General features: G+C 38.3%; 13 protein-coding genes and 1 pseudogene. 5 read left to right on the top strand and 9 right to left on the bottom strand.

Translation table 11 applies throughout. The features are described from left to right. Positions 1–6: 6 nt before the first annotated feature. Positions 7–834, top strand: coding sequence for an AraC family transcriptional regulator (locus G7074_RS12355; RefSeq protein WP_124562590.1), 828 nt, complete (start codon positions 7–9; stop codon positions 832–834). Here G7074_RS12355 and G7074_RS12350 read toward each other — a convergent pair. From G7074_RS12350 to G7074_RS12340, 3 genes are all read right to left on the bottom strand, one after another. Beyond that, positions 821–1,063: a cytochrome b5 domain-containing protein gene (locus tag G7074_RS12350; protein WP_124562589.1), complete on the bottom strand. Its 243-nt coding sequence runs from the start codon at positions 1,061–1,063 to the stop codon at positions 821–823. The two genes, G7074_RS12355 and G7074_RS12350, sit on opposite strands and share 14 nt — an antisense overlap. A 276-nt stretch (positions 1,064–1,339) precedes the next feature. Continuing rightward, positions 1,340–2,053 (bottom strand): lycopene cyclase domain-containing protein, encoded by a 714-nt coding sequence (locus tag G7074_RS12345; protein ID WP_124562588.1) that lies wholly within the window; start codon positions 2,051–2,053, stop codon positions 1,340–1,342. Beyond that, the gene (locus G7074_RS12340; protein ID WP_124562587.1) at positions 2,054–2,584 is read right to left on the bottom strand and encodes a hypothetical protein; all 531 of its coding nucleotides are present in this window, start codon (positions 2,582–2,584) and stop codon (positions 2,054–2,056) included. Between the two features lie 208 nt (positions 2,585–2,792). On the opposite strand from G7074_RS12340, the gene G7074_RS12335 reads away from it, so the two are divergent. Then, positions 2,793–4,274, top strand: coding sequence for an NAD(P)/FAD-dependent oxidoreductase (locus G7074_RS12335; RefSeq protein ID WP_124562586.1), 1,482 nt, complete (start codon positions 2,793–2,795; stop codon positions 4,272–4,274). A 724-nt stretch (positions 4,275–4,998) separates the two neighbouring features. Here G7074_RS12335 and G7074_RS12330 read toward each other — a convergent pair. The 6 genes and pseudogenes from G7074_RS12330 to G7074_RS12305 all read right to left on the bottom strand — a co-directional run bounded on the left by G7074_RS12330 (position 4,999) and on the right by G7074_RS12305 (position 9,614). Further along, entirely contained in the window at positions 4,999–5,529 is a 531-nt protein-coding gene (locus tag G7074_RS12330; protein WP_124562585.1) for an RNA polymerase sigma factor, read from the bottom strand. Positions 5,530–5,661: 132 nt separating this feature from the next. Next, positions 5,662–6,677: pseudogene (gene murB, locus G7074_RS12325) on the bottom strand (UDP-N-acetylmuramate dehydrogenase). A gap of 39 nt (positions 6,678–6,716) precedes the next feature. Next, positions 6,717–7,169 (bottom strand): hypothetical protein, encoded by a 453-nt coding sequence (locus tag G7074_RS12320; protein WP_124562583.1) that lies wholly within the window; start codon positions 7,167–7,169, stop codon positions 6,717–6,719. Positions 7,170–7,309: 140 nt separating this feature from the next. Next, on the bottom strand, positions 7,310–8,419 hold the full coding sequence (locus G7074_RS12315) for a peroxiredoxin (RefSeq protein WP_158674141.1): 1,110 nt from the start codon (positions 8,417–8,419) through the stop codon (positions 7,310–7,312). 40 nt (positions 8,420–8,459) lie between these two features. Next, entirely contained in the window at positions 8,460–9,146 is a 687-nt protein-coding gene (locus G7074_RS12310) for a DUF4369 domain-containing protein (RefSeq protein ID WP_124562581.1), read from the bottom strand. A gap of 78 nt (positions 9,147–9,224) precedes the next feature. After that, complete coding sequence (locus G7074_RS12305; RefSeq protein WP_233603991.1) at positions 9,225–9,614, bottom strand: sterol desaturase family protein; 390 nt, start codon at positions 9,612–9,614, stop codon at positions 9,225–9,227. Positions 9,615–9,828: 214 nt separating this feature from the next. Here G7074_RS12305 and G7074_RS12300 point away from each other — a divergent pair, with 214 nt between their 5' ends. The 3 genes from G7074_RS12300 to G7074_RS12290 all read left to right on the top strand — a co-directional run bounded on the left by G7074_RS12300 (position 9,829) and on the right by G7074_RS12290 (position 12,936). After that, complete coding sequence (locus tag G7074_RS12300; protein WP_124562579.1) at positions 9,829–10,440, top strand: TetR/AcrR family transcriptional regulator; 612 nt, start codon at positions 9,829–9,831, stop codon at positions 10,438–10,440. Between the two features lie 85 nt (positions 10,441–10,525). Continuing rightward, entirely contained in the window at positions 10,526–11,866 is a 1,341-nt protein-coding gene (locus G7074_RS12295) for a TolC family protein (RefSeq protein ID WP_124562578.1), read from the top strand. A 2-nt stretch (positions 11,867–11,868) separates the two neighbouring features. Next, positions 11,869–12,936 (top strand): efflux RND transporter periplasmic adaptor subunit, encoded by a 1,068-nt coding sequence (locus tag G7074_RS12290; RefSeq protein WP_124562577.1) that lies wholly within the window; start codon positions 11,869–11,871, stop codon positions 12,934–12,936. Positions 12,937–12,941 lie beyond the last annotated feature (5 nt).

The raw sequence follows: 12,941 nt of genomic DNA, 5'->3' as shown, positions 1-12,941 counted from the left end.
AGCCAAATGATAAAAGTTAGCAACGAAGACCTTTTATTTGCAATCGACCAAAAACCAGAAACCATGTATGTTTGGCACAGCAGGTTTGAAGACCGATTTCAAGACCACGCACATTTAAAGGGGCAGTTAACCTATGTAGAAGGTGGCATTATATTCTTATACACCAAAGAGAAATCTTATTTCCTTCCGGCACGGCATTACGTGTGGATTCCGGCAGGCGTAGAACACCATTTACAACATCGTTACCAGGCCGCGGTAGTAAGGAATATCTATTTTGATATCACTACCGACCACGAAAACCCTTTTTATAAACAAATTGGAATTTACCCTGTAAATAATCTTTTGCTCGAAATGTTTTTATTTTCCGAACGTTGGAATGGCAATATCACTCCCAATAGTAAAGAGTATGATTTTCTGAATACCTTAAAAAATATTTTGCCGGTGGTGAGCGAGCATCCTTTGCCTATTGCGCTGCCAACCACCGAAAACCAGCGTTTAAGACCTGTACTGAAATTTATTATCGATAACCTTTCAAGCGATCAACTGAGCTTAGAAAGTGTAGGCAAAGCCATGGGCTTTAGTGAGCGTACGCTTTCGCGCTTGTTCCAGGCAGCCATGGATACCTCTTTTTTCCAATACCTTAAATTGGCCAGAATGATAAAAGCAATGGAGAAACTGCTCGAAACCGACTTAACCATTAGCGAAATTGCTTACGAAGTTGGCTATAACAGCATCTCATCGTTTAGCAATACTTTTTATAAAATGGTAGGGAAAAGACCATCCGAATTTAAAGAGTTAAAGCAGGCTACTTTAACTAAAATTAATTTGGTTTAGCCAGTACCGCCACAGGCGTAAATTTTTCAAAAACTGCTTCAGTGTGTGGTGCGTCGGCCAGCTCATCGGTTAAATCCTGACCAGCCCAGTGCTCATAATGTTTACCGTTACGCCAAAGCTTACTCTCAGTCATATCGTAAATAAACCCCTTGTAGGCTACCCAAATCTGCGGTTTATCTTCTCCGTTCCGTAAAGCCAACTGTTGTTTGGTATAAACTGGTAAATTCATTAAATTAATTTGCAATGAAGGTAATTAAAAAGTGCTTTATGGTTAAATGAGGTAATGACATTTTTTTGAAACGCAAAACCTGTGCAAAACAGCTGTTTACTTCCCGTTTTCCGCCTGTACGCTTCGCTGCCTCGTACCTCGTTGTTGCAGGGTACCGCTCCAACCGGGGCTAAGTGGCACAGTAAGTATTTCATTTTTAGGGTTAGCATGGTGCAGAAACCCTTGTTAATACCCTCCGCCAGTACGGCAAAACATAACCTGAAATTTAAAACAGGGCTATACCTGTTTTGAATTTTCAATTAATAAGCTTTTACTTTCAGCCCTATCCTTATATTTTTCGTAAAAATAAATATTCAGCAGCAGCAGGCCCATTAAATAAAAGTGATCTTCGAAAGGAATGGTACCAACCCTGAAGCCAAGGTTTTGTTTATCGTTGTACATCACCACCGGAATGGCTGTTAAAAATCCGTTAACGATATAAAAAGGGATAAGCGAAACCAGATAAGCCCTGAAAAACCGATACATAAACCTGAGCCTTACATTTACATATTCTACGTAACCGAGCACCACCAGCAGGAAGCCGAAATTAATGAGGGTGTACCACCTCGAATAACTAAAAAACAAAATGGCAATGCAAAGCCCAAGAATTAAATTACTTAAGGCCAGGCTGTATTTCTGCAATTCGTTTTTAGGGAAGTAAACGTTCAAACACTCGTAAATAAAAATACAGGCATAAGGAACGGTTAAAAAGAAAAGTATTTCTTCTAATGGCAGCCCGTAAAGATTGATACCGATAACATAGTCGGGGTTAAACGACCAGACATTGAGTTTGGTAAAAAGCATATCCCAGATCAGAAACAAGAGCCCTGTGAGCAGGATCGCCGGAAATACAAACCTCCATTTACTAAAAAAATGCACCTTTTTATCGAACGATAAAACGAGTGGAAAAAAAATTACAGCGATGTTAATGAGCAGGTAGGTGTAGTTCATTTAGAGGTGTTTCTTAAAAATTTTAATTTCCGTATCGGTACATCTTTTACTGTCGATCATAAATTTGGCTACATTACGCACCAGTTCCTCATCAGCCAATCCAAAGTTTCCATTCTGATAATGTTTAACGATTTCCTTCTTGTCTTCAGCCAGATCTTTACTAAAACCCAGAAAAGAAGGTGTGTAAAACTCAATTGAAAACCGCATAAACCTGATTTCCATATCTTCCTTATCCATATCGATGGCTTTTTTCATGGTTTTAAGTGAACGGCTTACAAATTTGATCTTATTGTAAGGGTTCCACGAATGTTTTGCCTTTAATGCTTCCAAAGTACCCGTGTAACCAGTAACAAGTGCAGTTTTGTTGGGCAATTTATTCAGTCGCTTAAATAAAGAATCAGTCAGTTTCGAACTTTCAATAGCCTTAACCATATTGGCCTTTAACACGGCAATTTCTTTGGGCGACAACTGGGCCTGTGCCAAACCTATACCCGAAAACAGAATGAATAATGAAATGCGTAGTTTAACCATGAGCTGGGCAAAGGTAAGAAATCTATCAAGAGTTTGTCTGGCATGTATTTATCTTTCCATCATTAAGAAATAACGGCATTAAGTCTCCAATCTTACTTAATTTTCTTAATTCCTTAACGGTAATGAATTAAACTCGATGTTGAATTGCAAAACCTGCTAATTACCAAAATCCCAAAACAAAATCGCCAAAATTGCTTTTATTTACAGCATGGACAAAAAAACCAGGGTTACTGTAATTGGTGCCGGCTTTGCAGGCTTAGCTGCCGCCGCCCTTTTGGCAAAAGCAGGCTGCGAAGTTACCGTTCTCGAAAAAAATGAAATGGCAGGTGGCAGGGCACGCACCTGGGCAAAAGATGGTTTTCTTTTCGATATGGGGCCCAGCTGGTATTGGATGCCCGATGTTTTCGAAAATTTCTATCAGCTCTTTAACAAAACAACCGCCGATTTCTATGAACTTAAAAGGTTAAGTCCCTCCTACCGCATTTATTTTGGCCAAAACGACACCATTGATGTACCCGCAACATTGGATGATTTATATCAGCTATTTGAACAACTGGAAACCGGCAGCAGCAAAAACCTCCAATCGTTTTTAAATCAGGCTAAATATAAATATGAGGTAGGCATGAACGAGTACGTTTTTAAACCATCGCATAGCGTAATGGAGTATTTCGATCCACGCTTAGCCATTAGTGGAATTAAACTGCAGCTATTAGGCGATATGCGCAAACATGTTCACCGGCTCTTTAAAAACGATAAGCTAAGGAAACTGTTAGAATTCCCTGTTTTGTTTTTGGGTGCCACTCCACAAAATACCCCTGCATTATACAGTCTAATGAACTATGCCGATCTGGTTTTAGGCACCTGGTATCCCATGGGCGGTATGCACCAGATTGTTGCCGCCATGCAGAAAATAGCTACCGATGCAGGTGTAAAATTTAGCTTCGATACCACAGTAAGCAAAATTGAAATTAAGAATAACCATGCAGAGCAGGTAATTACAAACAAAGGCAGCTTTAATTGCGATTTTGTGGTGGGTAATGCCGATTACCATCATATAGAACAGAAACTGCTTGAGAAAACCTATCGAAGGTACGATGAAAAATACTGGAATGAACGAACCATGGCTCCATCATGCCTGCTGTTTTACATTGGGCTAAATAAAAAACTGGATCATATCCTCCATCACAACTTATTTTTTGATGAACCTTTTGATGAACATGCTGAAGAAATTTACACTACCCCTCAATGGCCATCAAAACCCTTGTTTTATGCCTGCTGCCCTTCGGTTACCGATCCGGGTGTGGCACCCGAGGGCTGCGAAAACCTTTTCTTTTTAATTCCGATAGCCCCTGGTTTAAAAGATAACGAAAGCAAAAGGGAAGCATACTTTAATTTATTGATTAAACGCTTTAAAGATTTAACCGGAAACGACATTAGCGATAACATTTTGTTTAAACGCAGTTATGCCATGGATGATTTTGTTGCAGACTATAATGCCTTTAAAGGAAATGCGTATGGATTAGCAAACACTTTGAAACAGACCGCTTTCCTTAAACCGAAAATGAAAAGCAATGTAACAAATTTTTTATATACCGGACAATTAACCGTTCCCGGCCCCGGTGTGCCCCCTGCAATCATCTCGGGACAAGTGGTAGCAAAAGAAATAATAAAAAAGTTAAAAAAAGCTTGACAAATTTAAAATTTCCCTTATCTTTATAACCACAAAACAAAAACACTGCAAAAAACCTTTAAAACGCATTATTGTTCGAGGTTTGCATTTGTTTCGAAATTAGAGAGAAGGCGAATTGTTGAAAGAAAAAATAAGAATCAACTAACCAAATATATGATAAGCAAAAAGGCCTGGATTTTCCAGGCCTTTTGCTTTTTAGGAGATTTTGGGAATACCTTATATGAGTTGGCTACAACCGATAATTAAATAAAAGGGTCGTCATTTCGACTGCAGCATAAAGGAACGCCTGCCCGTACAGGCGGAGAGAAATCTATCTCGAGACAGATTTAGCTTCGCTGAGCACTAACGTGGTTCTCAACTGCGCCCGAAATGACGGCGACTTCGACTAGCAACCTTGAACAAATAAAAGATCCTTCGATTACTCTACCATTGACAGCCCCATAGAAGAACCGTCATCTCGACTGAAGCGCAGCGAAATGGAGAGATCTTTAAATGGATTTCTGAACTACGTTGCACTTCGCTCGAAATGAGGAGCCCTAAGAGGGGATATCACTAATATTGATTTTATCCAATAAATTAACCCTCAGCATGACAGATATGGGATGCGATAAAGATCTGTTAGGTAAATCTCTCCACTACGGTCGAGATGACTTTTCGCTTTGGAAGTGATAACAAAAAAGGCCCAGATAAAATCTGAGCCCCTGGTTTTTCCAATTGATGTATCTTAAGCCATTTCAGTACTGGCAATTTCTTTTGAATAAGTTTTAAGGTATTTTTTAAGAATACCGCGTGCTACGTGGATACGTGTTTTAACTGTTCCGATAGGAATTTCTAACATATCAGCAATTTCGTGGTATTTATAACCTTCAAAATAACGGATGAAAGGCACATAATACTCTTCAGGTAATTGAGCAAGGGCTTTATCAATATCGCCCAGCACAAATTTACTTTCTGCCTGGTTCTTAGTTGCACTGTATGAAAGGTTAGCCGAAGAAATATCCTCGCTCTGCGTAATTAAAGTATTCGTTTTTACTAAACGGCGATAGTTGTTAATGAAAGTATTTTTCATGATGGTAAACAACCAACCTTTCAAATTCGTACCTTCTTTAAACTTATTATAATAAGTAATGGCCTTCAGCATGGTATCCTGAACCAGATCATTTGCATCTTCAGCGTCTTTTGTAAAATTTAAAGCGTAAGATCTAAGCGATACGGAGTGATGATTAACGAGGTGATTGAATTCGAATTTTGTCATGATATTTAAGCTTTAGGTAGATTAAAAAAAACAAATGAATTAATGTCCATTCACTATAATCCAAACAAACTTAGTACCAAAAATTTCTGGCACGCCCCTAAAAGTACTGGTTTATGCCTATGCGTTGTTTCGTCACAGAATATTTACCTCACGTTCTAAAGCGACTCCAAACGTGGCCTTTACACTGTCTATTATTTGTTCAGAAAAACTATACACTTCTGTACCAGTGGCATAGCCGTGATTAACCAACACCAAAGCCTGATTTTTCCAGGTACCAGTTTGCCCTACCACTTTACCCTTCCAACCGCACTGTTCAATTAGCCAGCCAGCGGCAAGTTTAATTTTATCATCGGCTGTAGCATAATGCACCACATCGGGGTGTTTTGCTACAATATCAGCAAACTCATGCTTTTCAATTACAGGATTTTTAAAGAAACTACCAGCATTACCAATGGTTGATGGATCTGGTAATTTGCTTACGCGAATATGCGATACCGCTGCAGAAACATCAGCAATGGTTGGTTTTTCTATTCCCCTGTTCTGCAGTTCAGTTTCAATAGCACCGTAAGAAGTATTGATATTTGGCACAGCCGATAAACGAAAAGCAACTGAGGTAATAATGTACTGCCCTTTTAGCTCGCTTTTAAAAACACTTTCACGGTAACCAAAATGGCAATCGTCATAATTAAAGATCTTAATTTTACCGGTTTTAATCTCGAATGCGGTACAGCTTTCAAAAACATCTTTCAGTTCTACTCCGTAAGCACCAATGTTTTGTATAGGCGATGCCCCACGGTACCAGGAATTAAACTTAAATTCTCAACCCCTGCAAAACCATGTTTTACGCAATAGTTTACAAAATCGTTCCATATTTCGCCTGCTCCCGCTATTATCGTAACCTCATCTCCGGCAACTTTAGATTCGATGCCCTTAATACTAATTTTGATTACAAGACCTTGATAATCTTGTGTAAACAGCACATTACTCCCCCCACCAATAACAAGTAGTTTTTGATTTTTTACCAGTTCATGCTGAAACAATGCCTTCAACTCAGCTTCCGAAAATATTTCGGCAAAGAACTTTGCTTTAACATCGATACCAAAAGAATTGTAAGGTTTTAACGAAATATTTTCCTGAATTTGAAGCATGTTGATTTTGTTATGCTGCAAAAGTAAAAGAAAAATTAATTAAGGAACGATTTTGCTAATCCCCTGATCAAAATTAAAACTCAAAGACGCTGCTATATCTCCAGCTTTAGTCACTCCTGATAACTTCCATCCAATAAACTTTGGTTTGGTTTTAGCCAGCTCCAGTAAACTGTATCTTTCTTTGGTCAGCTTTGCACTAATCAAGCCTACACTATCTGATTCTGCCTGACTAAAATGTTCAATTTCTGTTTCGAGTACCGCCAGAGTCGAATCGAGCTCATGTCCTTTTGCAATGCTATCGGCGTAAGCTTTGGGCGAAATATGATAAAGACTATCAAGCGTAGCCTGCTCAAAGTTCAGCTTTTGGCTACTATTTTCGTATTGCTTTTCTACAAGGGCAATGGCGCGTTCTTTATCTGTTTTTTTGCCACAGGCGTATAGGATTATAGAAATAAAACCGAGAAGAAAGATGGCGAAATATTTATTTATCATATAGCTTTAATTCTTAATAAGCTTTTCCTCACAAACAACAGTCCAAAAGCCTTTTCGTTTTCTTTGCCATTGTTTTATGGTAGATTTCACTACCTTTTTCGACCTCTTGAGGCATTTGCAGAGAAATCTAGCAATCACTTTTAATACTTAAAAATCTTTTTAAGTGCTTTTTCCAAATCATCCCCTCTTAAATTTCTGCCAACAATTATGCCTTTAGGATCCACAAGGTAGTTTACCGGAATAGTTTCAATGTTATAAATTTTCTGCGCTACATCTTTAAAGTCGCTTAACTGAGGCCATATATTTACCTTATCTTTCTGTATCGCTTCAAGCCAATCTGTCCTTCCCGATAATCGGTCTCTTGTTATGCTTACGATCTGGAATCCAGATTTTTTATACTTATTAAAGGCTTTAACCAGGGTCGGGTTCTCATCTCTGCAAGGCACACACCAGCTTGCCCAAAAATCCACCAACAAATACTTCCCCTTAAAATCATCAAGGTTGTACATTTTACCCTTAGCATCAGGTAGCGAAAAACGCTTCATTACATTACCAACCCTAAGTTGTCTCTCGAGCGATATGGTACCGATTAATTTTAGCGCAGATGGAAGTATTCTAATATCCGGCCCTAGCGTATTTAATAATGAATTAATTTCTTTTGGGTGATTTATAGTTCGTGGCTTACCATGTGGCCTATCTGCGTACTGCCAAAGTGCATATAAGCCAACCGGCGAATTTGCGTTCAATTTTATGGCCGGGAGGTACACATTTTTATCAAGCGCAATATCTATCGAATCTCTTATTTGCCAAATCCTGGCTTCAACATCAGCAATTTTCTGATTTTCATAATTAACATTACCAACCATTGTTTCCGCCTTTTTAGAAAAAACAGCCGAAAACCGATCAAGCTCTGTTATGCCGGCTACAATTGCAGGTTTAACGCCCACAATTTCAGGAACTAAATTGCTGTCTATCGCAATTTCATAATTACCGGGCATTGTCCAAAATTTCTTTGAAGTAACTTTTTTATTGTTCCAGTAAAAATCCATCAATAAGTTTACTGGTTCCAAAAGCTCAGTTTCATAGCTCAGCACTTTATCTTTAATTATAATCGTGTCGGTTACGCCGCCTAAACTGGCCAAATCGTATCTTTTCAGTACAACTTTAAATGGCTGCTGAATGAGTGTGCTAAAATCCGATTTTAGGATAAGCTTCCCCTTAAAAGTTTGTTGAGCGTTAACAGAATCCATAAAATTAAACAATGCCGCAAACAACAGAACCAAAGGTTTACTACTTAACCTTATCATCGATATTTTTCTTTAATTCGAGCCCTTTTTTACTATTTTTTAATCTAGGAGAAAGTTCATTAAACAACTCTAGTGGCAAGCCGTACATACTTTGCATCCTATCCTTACGAGACACATCAAACATCGAGGTGATTTGTTCTACCTGATAGAAAGCTACAGGTGAATCAGCATACTTCTTTACAAAGGCTATCATTTTTCTATCTCTGGCTTTTATGGCCTCAGTAACCTCATCACTTTGCCTTGTTAAAATACCTTTATCAGTAATTTTAGCAGCTTTAGTATTCCCATAATTATCAATCGACAGGGTTAAATCCTCTAGTACGATAAGCTTTGCATTCCTCCTGGCTCCTGTTAGCCAAATCAGATTTCTAAATTTAGACAATGCTTCTTCCTTAGAAATATTTCCTCTCTCTTCAAAAAAAACACTGGCGTATTGATAATCTTTACCCTCAAGATCAAAAGCCCCCTTAAACTCAAATTTGCCGTTAATAACTGGCATTACCATAAATATTTTATCGCTTGATATAGGAATTTGCTGGGAAAGCGTGGTTAAATAAGCATATTTGATGCTATCAGTATTTGAAATTTCACCTTTGATAGTAAAATTAATGTTTTGCGCAATTGCAGACGAAGCAAAGAAAATTGCCAGAATGACCAGGTATCGTTTCATATTTATATCTTATAAAATAAATATAAACTAATTAATTAGTTTATCAAATTACTTTTAGTGATTATTTCTATTTCAGGCTTACGAGATTAGATCTTTCCGCACAAACAACAGCCCAAAAGCCTTTCCTTTTTCCCTTCCCCTATTTTTATGGTGCATTTTATGGGCTTTACGCACAGCCAACAAATAGGTATTAGTGCTTTTGAAGGTTTTAAAACGCCGGTGCACAAACCAATCGTGCACCATGAAATAAATCAGGCCGTACAGGGTAATACCCAGTCCAACAAAAAAGCGGTAATCGAAGTTCTTCCTGCCAATATACATTAACAGTAACGAAAGCCCGGCAAATAACAGTGCAAACAAATCGTTCCATTCGAAAAATGATTTAGCCTTTTGATGGTGACTTTTATGCAAAAACCACAAGGGCCCATGAAATAAATACTTGTGTATAAACCACGACAAGCACTCCATTGCAATGATGGTAAATAGTACAGTTAATATGTTAATTAAGACGAACAAAATATATAAACAACTGGTTTGTAAAGATATATAACAGCAAAAACTGTATATTTATGTCATGAGATTGTAAGCTTACCTCTGGTTTAGCCAAACATTTCATGACAAATCATTTTTTAGCACTATTTTTGACTAAAATATTAAAAAAGTCAGAAAGTAGAAAAGTAAAATGATTGTAGCCGATAAAAAGAGAGAGCAAATTATTGATGGCGCTATAAAACGCTTTATCCATTTTGGTATTGGTAAAACCACAATGAACGATATTGCCGAAGATCTGTCTGTATCCAAACCATCTCTTTATTATTATTTCCCGGATAAAAAACATTTGATTGTGGGGGTGATTGAAAGAGTGTTTAACGATTTCTTCGAACTGATTAAAAAGAAATACAACCCTGAGCTGCCAGTACAGGAAATTCTTTTTAACACCATTGATGTAAGGAACACTTTTTTCCAAAAATATTACATGCTCCGCATTACGGAAGGAATTCCGGATTTACTGAACGATGAGGTGATTAAAGGCAAGCTACATGCACTAAAAGAATCGGAAAAAGCTTTTTTCGCCGAGATTTTTAGTCAGGCTAAAGCAAAAGGAGAAATTGAGCACGATGACACTGCCCATGTTGCCGAACTATACCTGGAAAGCTTAATGGGCCTCTGTACCATGTGTATTATGGAGACCGGCAAAGACCTTTTCCCTGATAAAAAAGCATTAAATAAAATGACGATGAAGCAAAAAAACCTGACCACCATATTTGTAAGGGGTTTAAGGTGCATAGATTAAAGCTTAACGTTAGCCCAAATAAACAGCCTCAGGTTAATGGCTGAAAAAAACAGAGAAGAACCCAAAAACAAAAAATCAATACATTATGCTTAGAATAAAAATGGTAAGATTAATGCTCATCGTTATTATCGGCTCGGTTTTACCGCAGCTGACAATTGCACAGCAGCAGGTTACCTTAAAAGATGCGCTCACTTTTGCGCTCCAAAACAATACAAAAGTGCGAAATGCCAAATTGGATATTGAAGGTGGAAGATACAAGGTAGAAGAAGTAAGGGCACAAGCCTTACCACAAATTACCGGAAACGTAGGCTTAACCTACAACCCGATTATCGGCCAGTTGGTAGCTAATTTCGGCGGACAAACACAGGCGATCAAACTGGGTCAGAACTGGAATTCGACTGCCGGCGTCCAGCTTTCGCAGCAATTATTTAACCAGCAGGTTTTTACCGGTTTACAGGCTGCACGATCGAGCGAAGAATATTATAACCTTACTTCGCAGTTAACAGAAGAGCAGATTATCGAACTGGTAGCCAACAATTATTACCAGGTTTTGGTAAACAGGCAACAGCTTAACGTAATCGATACCAACATTAAAAATGTTAAGGTGGTTGAAAAAATTGTAAGCAACCAGTATAAAAATGGTTTGGCCAGAAAAATCGATGTAGACAGGATCAGTGTAAACTTAACTAACCTGAATACACAGCGCGAGCAAACCATCAATGCAATTACCCAATTGGAAAACCAATTGAAATTTTCGATGGGAATGCCTGTTGCAACACCGATTAACCTACCTGCAACCGAATTAACGGAAGTGACTACCCTACCTGTATTTACAGATTCTATCGATCTGGCCAACAGAACAGAGGTTAAACTTTTAAATAACCAGGATAAACTATTATCGCTACAAAGAAAAGCTTATGTGGCTGAATATTATCCTTCATTGGCTTTAACGGGTAACTATACTTACTCGAGCCAAAGCGATGGTTTCGATTTCTTAAAATCCAATGCAGCAGCAATCGGATATGGAGCTTCGGCAGTAGGCCTGACTTTAAAAGTGCCAATTTTTAACGGCTTCCTAACCCGTTCTAAAATCCGCCAGGCTGATGTAAACATTAAAAAGGCACAGGAAAGCAGAAAAGAAACTACAAACTCTTTAAACCTGGCTTACGAAAATGCCAAAATACAGTTGCGCAATAACTTAAACACCATTAAATCGCAACGTAAAAATGCTGATTTAGCGCAAGAGATTTACAAGAGTACTCAAAACAATTATAACAATGGCTTAGCTTCGTTAACCGATCTTTTGGATACGGAAAACGCATTAACCTCAGCACAAAACAGCTATACACAGGCTTTATTAAATTATAAAATAGCCGAAATACAATTAATCAAATCAAACGGAAATATTAAATCGCTAGTACAATAGAAATGAAAAGAGTAATTACCATAATCATCGTAGTTGTTGTTGCCCTTGGTGCAATAGCTTATGTCTTAAAAAACAACAAAAAGAAGAACGAAGAAAAAACTGCTTTCATTGCTAAAGGTGGTGGCGCAGTTGCCGTTCGGGTTGCAGACGTACAGAAAAAAGTTGTGGATTTAGATTTCAGCGCAAACGGAAATTTTATCCCTAAACAAGAATTAAACTTCTTATCAGAAAACGCAGGTCGTGTTACCGCCATTTATGTGGATGAAGGCGATCGCGTAAGCAAGGGTCAGGTTTTGGCACGTGTTGATGCAGAAATTATCAATACCGACAGGGAAACGGCTGAGGCTAACTACCAGAATGCGGTACGCGATGAAGCCAGATACCAGAGCTCATTTCAAACCGGCGGCGTTACGCAACAACAGTTAGACCAGGCTAAACTGGCTACCAGAAATGCGAAATTGCGTTTACAGGCCTCGCAACGCAAATTGAGCGATGCCAATATCAAATCACCAATTAACGGTATCGTAAACAAAAGATACATTGAAGTTGGTGCTTTTGTAAATACCCAGGGTACGCAAATGTTCGAGCTGGTTGATGTTTCTAAATTGAAACTGAAGGTTAATGTAAACGAATCGCAGGTGGCTAACCTTAAAATTGGCGATCAGATTACGATCAAATCTTCTGTTTTCCCAACTGATAATTTTTCGGGTAAGGTAACTTTTATTGCCGCTAAAGCCGATGCTACCTTAAACTTCCCAATCGAGATTGAAGTAGAAAACAGTCACAAAAACAGCTTAAAAGCTGGTATGTACGGAACCGCTGTATTTAAATTCCCTAAACAGGCTCCAGGCATCCTTATTCCACGTACCTCATTTGTGGGTAGCGTAAGCAGCAACCAGGTTTTCTTGTTGGATAAAGCCAGCAATACTTCAAAAATCCGCAATGTGGTTTCAGGCCGTATTTTAGGAGATAATGTTGAGATTTTGGATGGCTTAAAAGAAGGCGAAACAGTAATTACCAGCGGACAGATTAACCTGGCTGATGGAACTGCTGTGAGTATCGTAAAATAGTTCAA

The organism is Pedobacter sp. HDW13 (assembly GCF_011303555.1).
GTDB lineage: Bacteria > Bacteroidota > Bacteroidia > Sphingobacteriales > Sphingobacteriaceae > Pedobacter.
The sequence above is the reverse complement of the archived record's forward strand: the minus strand, read 5'-3'. Positions and strand labels throughout refer to the sequence as shown.